The following is a 19,518-nucleotide window of genomic DNA, read 5'->3' on the forward strand; positions in this document are numbered from 1 at the left end:
CTCCGGTTAGCGAATGACAAAGCACTCAATGTTAGTATCTTCTGGCATCTGTTCGTCGATATGCAGTGCCAGCTTGTCACGGGTTCGGATCATTTCCTGCCACAAATCGTCTCCTGTATCGATTTCAAAATACACAGTATTTGGCTGAATTCTCAGTTCCAGGGGGACTGCTGGCAGTGGATTCAGGGGAACAGCTGACAGGGCGTTGCGTACCCGCTCTGCAATACGGTTGTGACCACAGAGTTTAGCCGCTGATATAAAGTTTGTGCGTGTTACCTGAGAACCCAGGCTGGAGGAAACCGCAAGAATAAAACGTCCGTCGTTAAACAGGGTGCGGTCATCAATCTGGCAACGTAATAAACGACGGCGCTTGTACAGGCTTTTATCCCAGCTTAAGGTCACAACCTTATCCTTGCTGGCCTGACGCAGGTTCAGCAACAGGCAGGAAATGACGGGAGCGAAAGAGGTGTATATGTTGTGTTCATCGAACACCGGAAAGTCGGGAGACAGGGTGGTGGTAAAGGTGGACAGATCGGCAGCCATCAAAACGAGGCAGTGGTAAAGGTGCGCAGCGCTGATGCCGGCCTTATGCTCAATCTGCTTCAGCCAGGCACCATAACGATTCAGGGACTGCAGCCACATATAGGCAATCTGCATGGTCTGAAAACTTTTCTGCTCACCCTCAAGCCCGATCTGTGCCGCAATCTGGGCTGCACGTTGTTGCATCAGGGCCTGTATGTTCTGTACCTGCTCAAGCAGGTAGCGGGAAACCCGGTAGTCCATGCAGCGGGGGATAAAGGTTCTGTCCAGCAGGATCTCGCTATCGGAATTGAACTCCTGTATGCGTGCAACAGCCAGAGTCGTGTAGTCGTCCAGTGGTTCACTGTCCAGCATCAGGCTGGGGTTCAGAATACAGAGTTCCAGTTCAACGGCATCGTTGTCGTGGTTTGTGCTGTCGTGGACGGTGTGGTCAAAGCTTTTGTTTCGTATGGCGCTGGAAAGCTGCTCTGTTGTTGCCGTGTCAACCTGGTTTGAACGTAACAGTGGCAGTACCAGGTAAACCGTAGCTCCGGCATTGGCGCTTTCAATATCCCGGATCAGGTTGTCAGTCAGCTCGAAAGGTGTCCCGTCAGGAAACAGCCCACAGGCTTCACGCAGGAACAGCTTGCCGGCTTTGAGCTGATCGGTATCAATACGCAGACTGGTGAAGCCAGCCAGCCCCGGATGTTTAAGACTGATCAGCTGGCGGCTGTGGTGTTCAAGGTAGCGTTCCTGCTGCTGGAAATGCTGGGGGCTTAAAAACATCCCTTCCTGCCAGACAACTTTATCAAACGTGTGATTCATGGGTTCGCTGCTTTGTTATTTGCTGAATATGGTTATTTGCTGGGTATGGTTATTTGCTGGGTGTGGACACCAGTCGTAAGCGGTTTTCCTCGATAACCAGCGCCAAAGAGTTGTTTGCGCCTTTTGTTATGGCTTCAACAGCAGAGGCCATGGCACTGTTGTAGCTGGCAAATTCGCCAAGAACCCCAATGTAGCGGGTGGCACTGTTGAGTTGAAAAGTCTGTTTACGGTGTTCGCCGGGATGGAGTACGGGAAGCTGATGTTTTTTGATCAGGCTGTCCTGCAATGTGTTGCCGTCTTTCAGGTAGATATCCAGAAAATCCGCCTGTTCAAATAAGGTTTTGCTACTGAGTTCATACAGGCGGGTCTGTAACGGTGTCGGCAGTCCCGATCCCATACGATTGATATCGTAGGCTGCGCTGATATCCAGAGTCAGGATGGTTGGAGACGGTTTCGAGCGGCAGCCAAACAGAAGTACGACAACCATGATCAATACAAAGGCGGTTTTTTTACGTTCCATCATCGTTGCTCCTGAATAGCTGTTCCTGTTCCTTTAAGGCTTGACGGAAGCGTTGCAGAAACAGTAGCCGGTAGCGTTTGCTGACCATCAGTTCCTGATAGTAGTACTGGTAGTTGGGCAGGAAATCCGCATTTGGTGATGCGTCTGATGGTGCGTCAGGCTGCCAGCGAAAGTGTTGTCGTATCCGGCTTGTTCGCTGGGTGTCGGTGACCGGCGATGAAGCAGTGACGGATTGTCTGAACTGTTCAGCCAGCTGGTCCGGGCAAAAATCTTCGATGGCCTGATCAAGCGCTGACAGCATCGCCTTGCAGATAGATCGTTGTTGTGTGGCTGGTGTATCGGGGGAGGCTGTTGCGTGGTCACCTGAGCCTGGTGGTTGGGAGTAAATGCGCGGAATCTGTGTCAGCACGGGACGACTGCCCTGTGAATACAGGCAGGATTCATCTGGCTCCTGAGGCTGGGTAATTTTTCCGTACCAGAGTCCCCTGTGTATGCTCCAGTCATTATCCAGATCGTCTGGTTCTGTCAGTATATCAATCAGTGGTTTTTGATCAGGGGCAAGGTTCAGGCTGGTCGCCGTAGCGAGATCCGTCAGCGGCCTGTCGGCTCCGGACATAGAGACATCTACATTCCCGTTTTCAGTTTGACTGTCCTTTGATGCGGGTTTTCTGGCAAAGGGATCATCAAGGGCTTCTTCGTCTTCCTCCACTGAGCTGGTGGGTGTGAGCGCGTATTGTTCCGGTGCCTGATCTTCTGTCACTGTCAGCACAGGCGTGTCCAGCAGACCTGTGGTGCCCAGCCAGGGGCTGAAATCACTGGCTGCCAGTTGATAGTCACCACAGGAAAGAATGTCGCCGTCGCTTAATAGGAGTCTCTGCCGGGCCTGAACCGGTACTTCGACCTGGTTAATATGCAAAGGAAGGTCACTCAGGTTTTCCACGTACCAGAGCGAGTCTTCACGAGTCAGGCGGGCGTGTTGATCAGCAACACGGTTCTGACGATCGGGTAACCGGATCTGGCAGGAGTCTGACTGACCGATAAGCAGCTCCTCGGCATTCAGCGAGTGGCTCAGGCTGGCAACCTGTTCTCCTTCAGGCACACTGATGATCATAAACTGCATGGTAATGATCGGGAGTCTGGTTAAATGTCTAGATGGAAGCCGACTTGCGACAGCCTCCTGTATGGGAATGACGGTAGTATGATGTTAAAGATTGTAGATGATTTGTTGGGGATTGCAGTCTTGCGGACATGCAGGCTTGTAATATTGCGGAAAAGGCAATGGCAAAAGACCCTTCTGTTGTATCCATTGTCGCAGAAGCTGAACGACTGGGTTTAATGACGAGAGACCAGGGAACTGCGGTCAGGTTGACGCCATCTTATCTTCCAGAATTTTCCAGCCTTCATCCCAGTCCCTGACAGCGTATGCTTTTATCCAGCATTTTGGCAAATAAATACTCCCCAGCAATTCAGCCGCAGTGGCCTCGGCCAGGGAGCATGTTTTCATTTTCTTATGCAGGTCGTAGGCCATGTACCCTCTGACCTGACCAAGCGTTCCCCGAACGAATTTATAAGTGGCGCGAGCTTTTAAGCCAACAGATTGTGCCGTGCTGAGGGCAGGTACCATATCGAAACCCGTTCTGGCGAGCTTTTTGGACTTCTGGTTTATGATGTAAGTAATGATTGCTCTGCAGTTTTGCGATGCATCATTACAAACACACTCGTAATTATTTTCCTCAAACAATAATCGGAGGCAGGCGAGATGGCGGGTTGTACTCACGAGGGCAGGCACTTTCGCCACTGTGTCGGCAAGGTTGCCGGTCAGCATCTTTAAGCCTTGCATAGCTACGAACTTTGCTGTTCTTTTCACTATTTCCTGTTCCAGTTGTTTTAGCAGTGTCACCCTGTGTCTCTCGTAAAAGTCCCTAGTAGCCGGGTCAATCTCTGGCAATGGTGTATAACCCTGAGCAACAGCTTCCACCGCATCAACAACGTCAATGGGATCAAGGTCAGAAAAAAAATTTTCCATGGCAGGCTCCAATTCAAAGGCAGGAGGCCTCAAATGGGAAAACAGCTGTATAGAGTTTAGACGGGATTTGCCCCAAACTCTTCATGAAATGTCATCCAGAAGCCTGGCTTATGGCTGACAAGATTGAAGCAGAATTGGCCTCTGTACCTGAGGGGCTGAACTGGCTGGCCGATACAGTATTTCAACAACATTCAATAAATAGTGTGCAAAGGCCTTTACCCTATGGATGCTCCAGGAAACCCGAAGCCCGTAACCCAGACAGATTTACCGTCAGCAGAAAACCAGAAGCCTGCTGACGAGCCAGAAAAGGCAAAGAAAGCAAGCCATGCCGGGCGTACTATCAGCAAGCATGATGGTCAGACAACGTCCAGCTCGATTGTTGATGAGGCGAGAGCTTTGGCCGGGCCTGATAAAGCGAAAAGGCAACAGGTTGTCTCATCAAGAAAGACGCACGCTGAAATACAAAAGATTGGCGATGAGCTGGATGCCTCCAATCAGGCTATCAGGGACTTCATTAAAGCCAATAAACTGCTTGAAGTGTCAAACATTCAATACGACCCTGTTACCGGGTTTTCCAGAGAAACCCAGCGTAAGAGTGTTTTGATGTCGCAGTTGAAAGATTTAATTGATCAGCACACCCGGTTATTGAATCAGATATATAGTGTTATTTCGCCTTCCAGTCATCAACTGAAAATGATGGGTAAAGCCGTCAGGTCTGCTGTCGGTAAAAAAAGACGAAGCCCTGAAGACAAGGCTTTACTGGAAGCCGTGACCTCAATTCCCGGAATTGATGGCAACAAGGCAAAGTACTGGAAAGAAAGAGGGTTCATACGGAGTTACTCAGTGTTTTGTATGGAGCGTTTTCAAGCAGTGTGTACCCTTTATCCCTCACTGCAAAGAGTGGGAGACCCTGAAACCTATATTGCCAGAGTCGAAGAGTTTATTGCTCATTCGCTGGAGTGGATGCAAGTACTGGTGGAAGTGATGCAGTGTGATATTGCAGAGGGAAAAAACGTTGAGCTGCAGGAGAACATTAAGGCATTCGATAATGCGGCTGTCGCCATTTCGGCGATGATTCAGGATAGTGAAAAGTTTTATGTGGCCTATGACAAGCTGGACCAACTGCGACATCTGCTGGCTGAAAACGGACATTATCTTGATCACTGGCTGGAAACGCTGGGTGATTTTAGCCAGAAGCCACATGACAGCCCAAAGTATTTAAATGCCATTGTCGCAGCCATTGTTATGGATAAGCCGGAAGTGGCCCTGAACATACTGGAAAAATTCAGCCAGCGGGTAAACAGCGGCGATTTTCCTGCGTCTGACTGCTTTCGGGTCTGCCTGGGGCTGATCAGTTCCACCACATGGTTATACGATCGTCCGGAACCTCTGGGGGAACACAAAAATCGTGTCAGGGGGGCAGAAAAAATAGTCAGGGAATTTGGGAATCTGGTCAGACATGTCGATGAAAACAAGTTGCTTTCCGATGAACAACGGGCTTCTTTGCTGCAGCTCTTTGCGGTTATTGATGATCTCTGCTGTTCTGAAGTCCGGAACTTAGAGGCACTTGAACAGAGAGTCCTTGACAGGGGTGCTGAGCTGGTTCGTGAAGAAGACGCCCAAAAACAAAAAGTTCAGTCCAAGCTTGAGAGGCGTGAACGGCGAAGGCAAAAACGTCTGGCGGAGCAACAGGCGACTAAAAAGGAGACGCCTTCAGATGAACCGATTAATGAACCGGATCGCCCTTCGGATGACAGTGAGGTACAACTGCACCCTTCACTGAAGAAAGCACTGGATGCATTTTCCCAAAATGAGCCTAACAGGGTCATCAAGTCGGCGTTTCATGAAGTTGTGAAGGATAAAAGCGCCAGTGCCTTCGACAAAGCTCAGGCACATTATGGTTATGCGGATGTTTTGTCCGCCCGGCTGAGCCCGCGTCTGGAAACGTTGAATGCCTTTGTGGATGCGACTTATGACTATGAGCAGGAACTGTTGGCAGACCGGCTTCCCCCTTCTGATAATGAGTTTCGTTTTAACAAGGTGCTGAGTGAACTGAAAGGTCAGGTGGAAGGCATCAACTGGGCAGTACTGGAGATGGCTCAGTCGATCAAGTCCGCGCTGGATATATTTTATGAGCTGGGGGATGAAAAGGCAGAGTTTCTGGAACAGCTGCTTGAGCTGCATGACCAGGCAGAGGATCTGATTGCAAAAACAGAAAAAGTCACAGAATGTTGCAGACGATTGCCAGACATCTACCAACTAAGGGGACGGGTTCTCAGCCGGTACCTGAAGGCAAGAACCGAGAGGCAGGCAAATCCTGAGCAAGTAAAAAAACGTGGGGAAAAGAAAAAGCTGATTGAAGACAGTATCAGAGAGATAAAGGATTTCAGTTCGAAACTCGATGGCAGTATTCGGTTTATAAAGAGTGTACTGGATCGGAATAAAGTAGAAAGTGCCGTTACCAACTACCAACAGCAGAGTGATAATGTGCAGGTAACGGCTGACAGTGCCACAGCTTCTGCCATTGCGACAGCTTCAACATCTGCAACCCCTTTATCGCCTTCAGAAACCACCTCTTTTGAACAGAACCAGCCAGCGGAACCGATCGCTTCCACATCGGTCGCTTCCACATCGGTCGCTTCTCCCGTTGAAGCTGTTGGGGGGGCATCAGGCAGCACTGGAGTAGAGACCGGGGGTGCTGAATCTCAGCCTGCTCCGTCATTTGTGTTTCCTGTCAGGCGGTTTATGCCTGAAGATATTTTCAGTTCCCTTGAGAAGTCGATTGAGGACACCGGGCTTTCCTGGCAGATGGGTAAATCGGGTCTGGTTGTTTCTGACAATGCAGATTCAGCATCAGGAGCGACTGCCAGACCAGAGCCTGACCAACCTGCCAAAGGCAGGAGAAAAGGTAAGGGTAAAAAGCGGAAAGTGGCTGCGAGCAAACCGACGGAGCCGAAGGCCGAATTACCTGCTGCTACCGGCTCGCTCATGCAGCTTCGCGTACGTGATTATCTGAAGTCAGTAGTCACTCATGGAAAGAGTCCGGATGGAAAGCCGCTGCCTGATGGCTTTGATCTGGAAGGTGTAAAAGCCAGAATTGAGGCGGGTACGTTTTTGTCGACGCCAGACGTACTGGAAGATTTTGCGATTCTGGCGGATGCCCTGGGGACACCTGTCCGGCTCATATTCAGGACAGCTAACGTGTTTAACTGCATGCCCGGGCTTGGCAAGCCTGTCAAAGTCGCAATGAATGAATACCCGGATACACCGCATATGTCACTGGAATACTTTGCCTCTGAGAAAAATCGTCGCTGGTTTACTTCACTTTCGCACCTCTTCGATTACGTTGCAGAGGACACGGCCGGGAAGCTGGAACAAAAAAACAACAAACCGTCGCATTAGACTGACCCATAAAAAAATGCAGCTCTCCCGGGCTAATCAGATAGCCTCATGTTTCGGGGTGAGCTGCATTTTCTGCCTATGGCTGTTGGGTTGAGGTCACTAGAAAAAGCTCAGTATATCCAGCACAGACTTCTTGGCATCACCAAACAGCATGCTCGAATTCTCCTTAAAGAACAGTGGGTTCTGAACCCCGGCATAGCCGGTCGCCATGGAACGCTTGAAGATAACCACTTGACCGGACTCCCACACTTTCAGAACCGGCATGCCTGCAATCGGGCTGTTCGGGTCATCCATGGCCGCCGGGTTGACGGTGTCGTTTGCGCCAATGACCAGAACCACGTCGGTATCGACAAAGTCGTCATTCAGTTCATCCATTTCCTCAACGATGTCGTAAGGCACCCTGGCTTCTGCCAGCAGTACGTTCATGTGTCCGGGCAGACGTCCGGCTACCGGGTGAATACCAAAACGAATGTTAATATTTTTCTCACGCAGCTTAGTGACCAGCTCTTGCAGAGGGTGCTGAGCCTGCGCAACCGCCATACCGTAGCCCGGAGTGATAATGACACGGGAGGCATTTTTCAGCATGTCAGCCACATCTTCCGCGCTGGACTCTGTGTGTTCACCCTGATCTTCACTGGCAACAATGGTGCCGCCTTCTGTACCAAAACCACCGAAAATCACAGAGACAAACGACCGGTTCATGGCAGCGCACATCAGGTAAGACAGAATCGCACCGGAAGAGCCGACCATTGCACCGGTAATAATCAGCAGGTTGTTACCCAGCATGAAACCGGTGGCTGCGGCAGCAATACCAGAGTAAGCGTTCAGCATGGACACGACCACCGGCATATCTGCACCGCCGATGCCCATGACGAGAGTAATACCAAACGCGAAAGCAAATGCAGTCATTAACAACAGTGCCAGCATGTTCTGCTGCTGTACAAAGATGACCGCCATTAACACCGCTGCGCCAATAATCGCCAGATTCGTCCAGTGCCCTCCGGGCAGGGAGACAGGGCTGCTGGTAATTCGGCCATGGAGTTTCAGGCAGGCAATGACAGAGCCACTAAACGTCACTGTACCGACCATTACACCAAACCCGATCAGGGCATCGTGAATCATGACTTCAGTGGCGGTCATGATGCTTGCAACGGTTGTTGCTTCTATAGCACTGGAGAAACCAATCAGAACGGCTGCCAGACCACCAAAACCGTTAAGAACGGCGACCAGCTGTGGCATCTCGGTCATTTCAACCTTCTTAGCCAGATAAAGCCCGATACCGGAACCGACAATCATCAGTACCGTTACCCAGTTCATCCCTGCAATGCTGGCATGGGCGATGGTGGCGACAATGGCAATGACCATGCCCATCATGCCGTAAAAACTGCCGTTTTTGGCACTTTCCTGACGACTGAGCCCGGCAAGGCTCATGACAAACTTCATGGCTGCGAGTAAGTACGCAGAAACTAATAATCCTTCAGACATGACGAACATCCTGATTATTCTTTAATAAACATTTTCAGCATGCGTTGGGTGACCGCGAAGCCCCCGACGATATTGATCATGGCGACGACAAGAGCTATTCCCGAGAGAGCCAGTACCGCACCGTTATCACTGCCCATTTGCATCAGCGCCCCGACAACAATAATGCCGCTGATGGCATTGGTGACACTCATCAGCGGTGTGTGCAGGGCAGACGTTACGTTCCAGATCACGTAGTAGCCGACGATAGACGACAATACAAAGACAGTAAGGTGTTCAAGGAAGCTGGCAGGTGCCGAATTAGCGACCCATGCAAACAGGCAGGCACCGGCTGCCAGCAGGGCAGGCTTAAGCCATGGACGTGATGGTTTGGGTGCTTCTTCTGCCGCTGTTTCGAGTTGGGCTTTTTCGGTGGGAGCCGCACTGACTTTAACAGGCGGTGGTGGCCAGGTGATGTTACCTTCTTTAACGACGGTCAGACCACGAACGACTTCGTCGTCAAAGTCTATGACCAGCTCGCCGTCTTTTTCCGGCGTCATCAGTTTTAGCATGTTCACCAGATTGGTGCCGTACAGCTGTGAAGACTGGGTCGGCAGACGACTGGGCATGTCAGTAAAGCCAATCACGGTGACACCGTGTTTTACGACGGCTTTGTCTTTTTCTGTGCAGGCGCAGTTACCACCGGTAAGGGCAGCCAGATCGACGATAACGCTACCGGGTTTCATGGCTTTTACCATGTCTTCGGTAATCAGTCTTGGAGCTGGGCGACCCGGAATCAGAGCGGTGGTAATGATGATGTCGACTTCTTTCGCCTGCTCCATGAACAGTGCCATTTCGGCATCAATAAATGCCTGACTCATCTCTTTGGCGTAGCCGTCGGAAGAGTCCTGTTCTTCTTCATAATCAAGCTCAAGGAACTCGGCTCCCATGCTTTCAACCTGCTCCTTAACTTCAGGGCGGGTATCAAAGGCACGAACAATAGCACCCATACTGCCAGCAGCGCCAAGAGCCGCCAGACCGGCCACTCCAGCACCAATCACCAGAACTTTAGCGGGAGGAATTTTACCGGCGGCAGTAATCTGACCGTTAAAGAAACGGCCAAAGTGGTGTGACGCTTCAACCACTGCACGATAACCACCAATGTTTGCCATGGAACTCAGGGCATCCAGGGACTGGGAGCGGGACAGGCGAGGCACACTGTCCAGTGCCAGCACGTTAATATTGCGCTGGCTTAACTGGTTCATCAACGCTTCGTTCTGTCCGGGCCAGATAAAGCTGGCTAGTGTCGCACTGTCTTTCAGCAGGGCGATTTCTTTTTCGGAAGGCTCATTGACCTTCATAACGATGTCTGATTGCCAGACATCTTTGGCTGGGGCAATCTCTGCACCGGCATCGGTATAGGCACTGTCATCAAAGCTGGCCTTTAAACCGGCTCCACTTTCAACGACAACACTGTAGCCCAGCTTGATCAGTTTCTTTACCGTGTCCGGTGTGGCAGCCACCCGGTTTTCATTCGGCTGAATTTCTCCGGGAATCCCTATTCGCATGATATGAACCTGTTTTCTAATTTCGTCAAATGTTTCAGTAATACGCCACTTGTCCTTCAACTTCAGGACGGATGACGGTGCCGGAATCCGAACAGAGAATTTCACTGCAACGACTCAGGGAGCCAATGGCAGCCATTTTTCCTGTGTTCCTGACAAAGTCGACAGCTGCCTCAATTTTCGGCCCCATGGAACCAGAGGCAAAGTCAAACTGGCTGAGCCCTTCAGGGGTTGCAATACGAATATCTCTGGAATCCGGATGCCCGAACTGCGTAGCAACGGCATGGACATCAGTCAGAATCAGGAAGGCGTCAGCGTTAAGCTTTTCTGCCAGCAGGCTTGAGGAGCGGTCTTTATCAATCACTGCCTCAACATCTTTTAACTGTCCGTCGCTGTCCCGTCTGACCGGAACACCGCCACCGCCGCCACAGATCACGGTGATATCTTCGGCACTGACCAGGTGCTGCAACGATGGCAGCTCAAGGATGGCCTGTGGTTTTGGAGAGGCAACAACGCGACGGAAATGTTTACCATCGGCTTTGATGATCCAGTCGGGATGTTCTTTCAGAAGACTGTCAGCCTGTTCACGGGTGTAAACGGGACCAACGAATTTGTCAGGGTCAGAGAATGCGGGATCGTCGCTGTCTACCAGTGTCTGAGTCGACATCACACACACTTTTTGATCCGGCATCTGGTTGCGCAGTTCCTGCTCAAACAGGTAGCCAATCATGCCCTGGGTCTGGGCTCCCAGTGAATCGAGAGGGTAGGGTGCTACGTCTTTATAGTGATCATTCATCAATGCCAGCAACCCAACCTGCGGACCGTTACCATGGGTCAGGATAACCTGATGATCCCGGGCAATTCGGGCAATGGATTTGGCGGCTATATGAATGTTTTTACGCTGGGTTTCACAATCGAGGGGTTCACCACGCTGGAGGATCGCATTGCCTCCCAAAGCTATTACAACTCTCATTACAGTTCCATTTAATAATCAAAATAATAATTCAAAAGTCTCTTGTGGTGATTTTCAGAAGTGACGGCATTCCTGTCTGTCCTGACTGCAACGAAAATCGTGGTTAACCTAGTGCTGACAAGCGTTTATATCCATACAACCGTCATTCCCGCGTAGGCGGCTCTCGTAAAGGAGAGAGTACCACGGTAGTGGATCCCCGCCTGCGCGGGGATGACGTTGGGATGTTCTACGTTGCTACTCCCCTAAACAGCATCAGCGGGTGCTGGAATAAACCATTGTCCCGTCAACATAGGTTCGGTAAATGTTCCGGTCATCACCCAGCGTCATCAGTACAAACAGCTTTTCGCTCAGGGTTTTGGAGTTATCCCAGCGCAGTTGCTGAACCTGAGTAGCCATTGGGTCAAGCACGACGAAATCAGCTTCTTTACCAACATTAAAGTTACCGATCTTGTCATCAAGGTACAGTGAGTGAGCACCGCCCAGGGTTGCCCGGTAAAAGCCTTCCATTGCGGACAGCTTCTGCTGTTGCAGCTGCACCACCTTGTAGGCTTCGTTCAGGGTCTGGAACATATTAAATGAAGTACCCGCACCGACATCGGTGGCTATGCCTACCCGCACATTGCCTTTTACAGCCTTGGGGTAATTGAACAGACCGCTGCCCAGATACATATTGGACGTTGGGCAGAAGGCGGCTGACGATCCGGTTTCTGCCATGACCTGCCACTCCTGCTCTTCCAGGTGGATGCAGTGTGCGTACACGCTGCGTTCACCAGTTAGACGGTAGTAGTCGTATACATCCAGATAGCTTTTGCGTTCCGGATACAGGGATTTCACCCACTCAATTTCACTGGTGTTTTCAGACAGATGGGTTTGCACATAGGCATCCGGGAACTCTTCCCTCAGTGCCATGGCTTTTTCCAGTTGCTCCGGACTGGAAGTCGGGGCGAATCTTGGGGTAATGGCATACAGCAGACGATTGCGGTTGTGCCACTTCTTCAATAAACGGCGGGAGTCGTCGTAGCTGCTCTGTGGGGTATCCAGCAATTCTTCTGGTGCGTTACGGTCCATCATCACCTTACCGGCGATCATGCGCATGTTACGCTGGTCGCACACTTCAAACAGTGCATCAACGGATTCCGGATGAACGCTGCAGAGCACCATCGCGGTGGTCGTACCGTTCTTCAGCAGTTCCTTAACAAACAGTCCTGCCATCTCTTTGGCATAACGCTTGTCGCCATACTTCATTTCAGTCGGGAAGGTATAGGTGTTCAGCCACTCAAGCAGCTGTTCACCATAGGCTCCGACAATTTCCATTTGCGGGTAATGGATATGGGTATCAATAAAGCCCGGTACTATCAGTTTGCCCCGATAATCACAGATACGCAGAGAGTCAGGCAGCGTATGTTTTCCTTCCTCCCACTCACCGGCATAGGCGATCTTGCCCTGATTAATAATCAGCAGGCCGTCTTTTATGTAGCGTAAATTGCTCTCAATGGATTCCAGGTCGCTGCCCACCTTACTGATATCCAGTAATGTTCCCCGGACAGCTTTGACTGTATTTGGGTATTGCATCACAACACCTTTTTGTATTTTTATTAATTACCAGACATCCTGTCTGACCATTATGTTTAAAGTCAGGGCAGCCACTCAGTGGTTGCCCCGGCATGGTGGTTACTGTTTTTCCTGCAACGCCCGCAGCATTTTCTCCGGCGTAATGTGCCAGTCACGAACCCATACACCTGTTGCGTCGTGTATGGCAGAAACAATGGCAGGTGCCGCAGCATTTACACTGATTTCAGAGACAGACTTGGCACCAAACGGGCCAACGGGGTCATCACTCGGTACCAGTGTGGCAAGGAAGTCTTCGGGCAAATCACCGACCATTGGCGCGCCGTAGTCAGCAAAGTTGGCATTCACTACACGACCCTGGTCGTCGTACTGAATGGCTTCCTGCAGGGTATGGCCGATAGCACGCAGGCTGGCACCGTAAATCTGCCCCAGTGCCAGTTCCGGATTCACCGGTGTACCGCAGTCCACCAGAGCGTGGAACTTGCGCAGTGAGACTTTACCAGTGCGGGTATCCACGGCGACCTCGGCAAAGTTGGCTCCGTAAGGGAAGGCAAACTCGCTGGTAATAAAGCTGCCCTGTCCCATCAGCTGTCCACAACCTTTACCGCTTTCAGCGTATTCAGCGACTTCGCAGAAACTGATGCGCTTGTCTTTGTCGTGATACTCTTTAGTGCGAACGTTAGTGCGAACGTTAGTGCGAACGATAGCCGGATACTCAACCTCCAGAGACTCAACAGGCTCTTCAAGAAGGTGAGCGGCTGTTTTCAGAATCTTGTCCCGCAGGTCTTCAGCCGCCAGTTTGGCAGCGTTACCAGAGAAGCAGGTGCCACTGGACGCATACGCACCCTTGTCAAACAGACAGCTGTCGGTGTCACCGGAGACTACGTGAATGTCGTCCAGACTGGTACACAGCACTTCGGCAGACAATTTCGCCACCACGGTATCCAGGCCTGTACCCAGGTCCGCACCACCGGAGTGGACAATCAACGTGCCGTCTGATGCCAGTTTGATCCAGGCGTTGGCCTGATCAATGTCTGGAATACCGGACTTCTGTTGCATGGTTGCCAGACCGCGACCGACCCGGATATGAGATTCGGCAGGCTCTTCTTTTGGTGTGCTCCAGCCAAACTGTTCAGCACCGGTTTCCAGTACTTTGCCCAGTGCGCAGCTGTGAGCCACAGGTACGGAAGTAGGGAGCTTGCCTTCACCCACTTTACCCAGCAGTTCAAGAGACTGACCTTCATGTACCCTGTTCTTCTCGATCATTTCCAGCTGGTCAATGCCCAGGGCGTCTGCCATTTCGGCAACGATCATCTGAACCGCAAAGTTACCTTTCGGGCCGCCGTAGCCTTGATAAGCACCAGTCGGCGCGATGTTGGAGTAGTAAGTAGTGACCTGGAACTTAACGTTTTCACAAGGGTACAACGGCAGGGAAATGGCTGGCGCGTTGCAGGGAACGGTTAATGCATGGTTGCCGTATGGGCCGGTATTGAAACGGAAATCAACATCGAACGCAGTGATGGTGCCGTCTTTTTTGGCACCCATTTTGATGGTGATTTCAGCAACGTGACGGGTAGAAGAAGCGATAAACTCTTCTTCACGGGTGTGGCGGAACAGAACCGGACGACCCGTAGTGTGCGTGGCAAACGCACAGACTTCTTCCACGAGGATGTCCTGCTTGGAGCCAAAGCCGCCACCCAGACGTTCTTTAATGACATGGATTTTGTGCTGTTTGATACCCAGAACCGTCGCAATTTTACGACGAACATGCCAGGGCACCTGAGTAGCCGCACGTACAACCACGCGATCGGCTTCCATGTAGGTGTAACACAGATGCTGCTCAGGCGGTAACTGTTGTGCCTGACGGGACTGATAGGTGCGCTCGATCACCAGATCGGCTTCTTCAAAGCCCTGGTCAACATCACCGATTTCACCATGCCCGGTCGCCGCAATATTTTTACGTGGGTCGCCACCAAATGGGAAGTTAAAGTGAATGCGACCATCACGAGGATCGGCGGTTTTGTTCTGTTCTTCCAGATTATCCGGAGCGCCCACGCTATAGCTGATGACACCGTTGTGGACAATAGGTGCGTCCTCTGCCATGGCTTCACGGATAGAGAGCACAGGTTTGAGAACTTCGTAGTCAACCTTGATGGTTTTCAGGGCGGCTTTTGCCTGCTCTTCCGTTTCGGCTACCACAGCGGCTACCCGGTCACCGTAATGACGCATCTTCTGACCAAACAGACGACGATCCAGTGGTGAAGGTTCCGGCGCAGTCTGGCCGCCCGGTGTGTAGTAAACGTCAGGGCAGTTACGATGATCAAACACTGCCACCACACCCGGCATGCTTTCTGCTTCGGTGGTGTCAATGCGGGTAATGTAGGCATGGGCGTGGGGGCTGCGTAACATCTTCAGTACGCAGGCATCGGCCGCCACAAAATCTTCAACAAAGCAGGCTTCGGCTTTAATGGCAGCCGCTGCGTCGACCTTACCGCCGGGCTTACCGACGTGACGCAGATTGTCACCAAATGAAGGTGCCGTGCTTTTTTCAAACTGAGGGTTCTTAATGCGCTTACTGGCGATTTCAATCGCATCAAAGACTTGCTGGTAAGCACTTTCCCTGAGGAATAAAGACGACAGAACATCTTTAATGGCTGCGCGGGAAGGATTCGGGTTGCGCTTGAGCAGATCGGTGATCAGCAGAGCCAGAGCCGGGTCGTTATAGCCGGACTGAATGACACCGGCATCAATCAGTGCAGACTGAACCGGACCCAGCTTGCCATGCTCATTCAGTGACTCGGCGGTCACTACCTCACAACCTTCAAGCTGTGCAGCGATCAGCAGGCTGGCATTAACGGTGCAGCCATCGAGCAGAATAGTGTCAGAACCGGCAAATCCGTAGCCATCATCACTGTTACGAACGGAGCGCATTCCAAGACGCTTCAGCAGTGCCTGTGCGTTCTCACCGGCTTCAGCCCTGATGGTGCATTCTTTGCCATTTAGAGTAAACGTCATGTCCATGATTACTGTCCTTTCACCTTGTACGCTTCAACCATGGAAGCCACTAATACACCACTGACTTCCTGCTTGTATTCAGCACTGGCTCTGAAGTCAGAATCACAGCTCACAGCGTTGGACACGGCCTTTTCCAGATCCTGACGACTGATGTCGTTGGTAAGAAAAGCGGAAACAGACGTTTCTACGGGAATCATTGAAACAGGGAGGGAGGAGCCGGAGAGGGCTACAGCATAAGACTCGACGCCTTCGTGACTGCGATGAACCACAAAGCTGGCATTGACAATGGGCAGGTCGGCAGCACTTTTGCTGACCTTCTGGTTAAAGCAGGCGTACACTTCAGCAGGTACAATAATTTTGGTAATCAGCCCGTTTTGATATTCCGCCACTGACTGCACTTTGACATTGCCAAACCCTTCTGTAATTTCAATTCTGGCATCCATGGCCAACAGTGCAGGAACGATCAAACAGTGAGGGAGCCCGGCGGCAATTTCACCACCAAGGGTACACTGGTTACGAACATTACGGCTGTAAACCAGGGCGGCCGCCTCACGCAGTCCTTCAGGAAGTTCCGGATGATCGACAAGGGTCTGCAACGTTGTCAGGGCACCAATTTCCCAGCCCCTTGTTGTTTTTTCACACCCTTTCAGATCCAGAGCTGACAGGCTGACAGCGACTTCCCGTTCGTTTTGGGTTGGCGCTGCATTCAGACGTGCTCCTCCTGCTATATAAACGGCGTCGTCACCATATTTTGCTTTGAATGCCAGGGCTTCATCCAGGCTCTTTGGTCGTAAATACTGCTTGATCATTCTTAGTCCTTTTCGTTGCCGCTCCTTCTCCCGTTTGTGTCCTTGAAAGAAGGGGCGGGTAACGCCTTTGAATTAAATTCCAAAGATCACAAACTTAAGCGCGAACATAATGGCCAGAGCCCATACACTCACACTGACTTCTTTCACGCGGCCTGCCAGCAGCTTGATCACTGGATAAGCGATAAAACCAAGGGCAATACCGTTAGCAATGGAGAAACTCAGAGGCATCATGACTGTGGTAATAACCACCGGACCAGCTTCTGTCAGGTCTGACCAGTCCATATCGCCAAGGCTGGCGGTCATGAGTACGGCAACGTACATCAACGCACCTGCTGTCGCATAACCAGGTACCATGCCAGCCAGTGGTGACAGGAACAGGGTCAGTAAAAACAGCAAACCGATGACAACAGCGGTCAGGCCAGTACGTCCGCCAACAGCCACACCAGAAGCACTTTCAACATAAGTGGTAACAGTAGGCGCGCCCATGATGGCACCGACCCATGAGGAGGTACCGTCAGTGATCATCGCCTTGCTCATGTTTTCCATCTTGCCGTTTTCGTCAGCCAGGCCAGCCTTATCACCCACAGCAATCAGCGTTCCGGTGGTATCAAACAGGTTCACGAACATAAAGGCGACAATGACACCGACCATGTCTGGCGTCAGGGAACCCATAATATCCAGCTTGCCAAAGATCGGCATGATGCTCGGTGGCAGGGAGACAATACCGGAGTACTGAACATCACCAAAGGCCAGGGCAATGACAGTTACCACAGCGATAGAGGCCAGAACCGCTGATTTCATCTTGCGATAGCTCAGGGCAAGAATCAGGAACAGGCTCAGGCTTGCCATAACAGGTGCAAAGGATGTGATATTACCCAGACCTACTATGGTGCCCGGATTAGCAACAACGATGCCGGAGTTTTTGAGGCCAATCAGTGCCAGGAACAGACCAATACCGGCAGTTATGCCGATACGAAGTCCTTTTGGAATACTGTTGATAATCCATTCCCGAACCTTGAATAAGCTCAGCAGCATAAAGCCAATACCACCCCAGAACACGCCGCCCATCGCCTGTTCCCAGGAATACCCCATGCCAAGCACTACGGCATAGGCAAAGAAGGCATTCAGACCCATGCCCGGAGCCAGCCCTACAGGCCAGTTAGCGTAAACGCCCATAACGATGGAACTCAGTCCGGCTATCAGACAGGTGGCAACAAACAGTGCCCCCTTGTCCATTCCGGTTGCCGAGAGCATTTCTGGTACAACAAACACCACATAACACATTGTGATAAATGTGGTACAGCCCGCCAGTGCCTCCATTTTCACTGTGGTGCCGTGTTGTTTCAGTTTAAAAAGCCGTTCAAGAAGGTCGGGTTTCGTGTTGGTATTAAGGTCAGCGTCGGTACTTAGCATTACTCATCCCCTCCTCGGGATTTTCTTGTTTTTAAGATGAACCGGCTGGGTTAACACCCAGCCGCAGTCTGCTTAGTCGAGGTTGTCCATATTTTTCCAGAGGCGTGCAGCCGCTGTACGTGCTTCGGCATAAATGCCTTCTACATCAAATGGGAATTCGCGGTCTTCATAAACGACAGCACCATCAACAACAACGGTGCGAACACCATTGCTGCCCATACCAAAGGCGAGATGCCCCGGCAGGTTGTCGTCAACAAACGGCGTTGGGCTGATGTAATCGTGAATGACCAGGTCTGCCTGGTAACCGGGTTCGAGTCGTCCGAACTGACCACCAAAGTTACGTTCCAGCAGACGGTTTCCATTACTCAGGAAGTTAAGAAAGCTGTCTGGCCATAGTGGGCCGCCGGCATCGCGATGCCTGAAGAAAGCAAACTTCATTTCTTCCAGCATATCGCTGCCAATTCCGTCGGTACCCAGCGCAACGTTTTTGAACTTTTCGAGCTGGCTGTTGTAGCCCACGTTGTTATTCATGTTGGAACGTGGATTGTGAACCAGGAAACCGTCGCGCTGGTTCAGCAGCTCAATGTCTGCATCAGTCAGATAGGTACCGTGAGCAATCAGGGATTTTTCATTCAGCAACCCGAAGGCATCCAGTCGCTGGAGCAGTTCCTGACTGTAGTGGTGGCGACTCCATGTGCTGTCGTATTTATCTTCAGCCACATGAATATGCAGCCCGCGACCCGTTTCTTTAACGGCGTCAGCCAGTAGTCCCAGCCCGTCATTGGGTACGGTAAACGGCGCATGGGCGCCAATATGAGCTTCTACAAGATAAGGCTCGTCGCCTCTGGCTTTTGCGCTGTCTATCAGGTTGGCAAAGTCGATATTTTCCTGAACACCGTCTTCCAGTTCCTTCATGCCGAAATTGCGGTCGGTGGTCTCAAAGCAGGTCATACCCCGCAGGCCAGCTTTCAGGAAACCCTGGCGCAGAGTATTCAGTGAACCTTTGATAAAGGCAGGCGAAGCATGGTGATCAATAACGGCTGTGGTACCGGACTTGATGGCTTCCAGCGAGCAGATCAGACCGCTGTAGTAAAGAATTTCTTCGTCGATACCACGGTCCAGTCGCCACCACAGGTTTTTCAGGGTGCTGACGAAATCCGGGCAGGGTTTGATCTCTGCCATCACGCCACGGGAAAGGCCTGAGTAGAAATGGTTGTGGCTGCAGACAATGCCCGGCATAACAACACGGCCAGCAGCATCGATCACCTTTGTCGCCTGTTTCGGATCAATCCCTTTACCGACCCGGGCAATTTTGTTGCCATCAATCAGAATATCAACCCCTTCAGTCACTGAAGCAGGCTGAAACTGTACAGCGGTAGCATTTTTTATCAGTAGCATTATTGTTTTCCAATCTTTGTAAG

The 19,518-nt window shown here is 51.3% G+C and carries 13 protein-coding genes; 1 reads left to right on the plus strand and 12 read right to left on the minus strand.

The genetic code is table 11. The annotated features are described in order from the left end of the window. Positions 1-6: 6 nt before the first annotated feature. The 4 genes from tssK to NX722_RS00420 form a co-directional block, all read right to left on the minus strand. The gene (gene tssK / locus NX722_RS00405) at positions 7-1,344 is read right to left on the minus strand and encodes a type VI secretion system baseplate subunit TssK (RefSeq protein ID WP_262566215.1); all 1,338 of its coding nucleotides are present in this window, start codon (positions 1,342-1,344) and stop codon (positions 7-9) included. Positions 1,345-1,393: 49 nt separating this feature from the next. Then, positions 1,394-1,867 carry a type VI secretion system lipoprotein TssJ gene (tssJ, locus tag NX722_RS00410; RefSeq protein ID WP_262566216.1) on the minus strand — a complete coding sequence of 158 codons (474 nt, stop codon included), beginning with the start codon at positions 1,865-1,867 and terminating at the stop codon, positions 1,394-1,396. Further along, positions 1,854-2,984 carry an FHA domain-containing protein gene (locus NX722_RS00415; protein ID WP_262566217.1) on the minus strand — a complete coding sequence of 377 codons (1,131 nt, stop codon included), beginning with the start codon at positions 2,982-2,984 and terminating at the stop codon, positions 1,854-1,856. Before NX722_RS00415 ends, tssJ begins: the two co-directional genes overlap by 14 nt. Positions 2,985-3,224: 240 nt before the next feature. Further along, complete coding sequence (locus NX722_RS00420; RefSeq protein WP_262566218.1) at positions 3,225-3,890, minus strand: hypothetical protein; 666 nt, start codon at positions 3,888-3,890, stop codon at positions 3,225-3,227. Positions 3,891-4,112: 222 nt separating this feature from the next. Here NX722_RS00420 and NX722_RS00425 point away from each other — a divergent pair, with 222 nt between their 5' ends. Then, complete coding sequence (locus NX722_RS00425; RefSeq protein WP_262566219.1) at positions 4,113-7,292, plus strand: hypothetical protein; 3,180 nt, start codon at positions 4,113-4,115, stop codon at positions 7,290-7,292. A gap of 99 nt (positions 7,293-7,391) precedes the next feature. Here the strand turns inward: NX722_RS00425 and pntB are convergent, their stop codons facing one another. The 8 genes from pntB to ssnA form a co-directional block, all read right to left on the minus strand. Beyond that, positions 7,392-8,777, minus strand: a complete 1,386-nt coding sequence (pntB, locus tag NX722_RS00430; protein ID WP_262566220.1) for a Re/Si-specific NAD(P)(+) transhydrogenase subunit beta — start codon at positions 8,775-8,777, stop codon at positions 7,392-7,394. A 14-nt stretch (positions 8,778-8,791) separates the two neighbouring features. Beyond that, on the minus strand, positions 8,792-10,321 hold the full coding sequence (locus NX722_RS00435) for a Re/Si-specific NAD(P)(+) transhydrogenase subunit alpha (protein WP_262566221.1): 1,530 nt from the start codon (positions 10,319-10,321) through the stop codon (positions 8,792-8,794). A gap of 34 nt (positions 10,322-10,355) precedes the next feature. Then, positions 10,356-11,291 (minus strand): carbamate kinase, encoded by a 936-nt coding sequence (arcC, locus tag NX722_RS00440; protein WP_262566222.1) that lies wholly within the window; start codon positions 11,289-11,291, stop codon positions 10,356-10,358. A 252-nt stretch (positions 11,292-11,543) separates the two neighbouring features. Beyond that, positions 11,544-12,863, minus strand: coding sequence for a guanine deaminase (gene guaD / locus NX722_RS00445; RefSeq protein WP_262566223.1), 1,320 nt, complete (start codon positions 12,861-12,863; stop codon positions 11,544-11,546). Positions 12,864-12,962: 99 nt separating this feature from the next. Further along, entirely contained in the window at positions 12,963-15,875 is a 2,913-nt protein-coding gene (locus tag NX722_RS00450) for a molybdopterin-dependent oxidoreductase Mo/Fe-S-binding subunit (protein ID WP_262566224.1), read from the minus strand. A gap of 8 nt (positions 15,876-15,883) precedes the next feature. Further along, positions 15,884-16,684, minus strand: coding sequence for an FAD binding domain-containing protein (locus tag NX722_RS00455; protein WP_262566225.1), 801 nt, complete (start codon positions 16,682-16,684; stop codon positions 15,884-15,886). 72 nt (positions 16,685-16,756) lie between these two features. Then, positions 16,757-18,097, minus strand: a complete 1,341-nt coding sequence (locus NX722_RS00460; protein WP_262566226.1) for an NCS2 family permease — start codon at positions 18,095-18,097, stop codon at positions 16,757-16,759. 72 nt (positions 18,098-18,169) lie between these two features. Beyond that, positions 18,170-19,495: a putative aminohydrolase SsnA gene (ssnA, locus tag NX722_RS00465; protein ID WP_262566227.1), complete on the minus strand. Its 1,326-nt coding sequence runs from the start codon at positions 19,493-19,495 to the stop codon at positions 18,170-18,172. Positions 19,496-19,518 lie beyond the last annotated feature (23 nt).

Origin of the sequence: Endozoicomonas gorgoniicola (genome assembly GCF_025562715.2) — a bacterium.
GTDB lineage: Bacteria > Pseudomonadota > Gammaproteobacteria > Pseudomonadales > Endozoicomonadaceae > Endozoicomonas_A > Endozoicomonas_A gorgoniicola.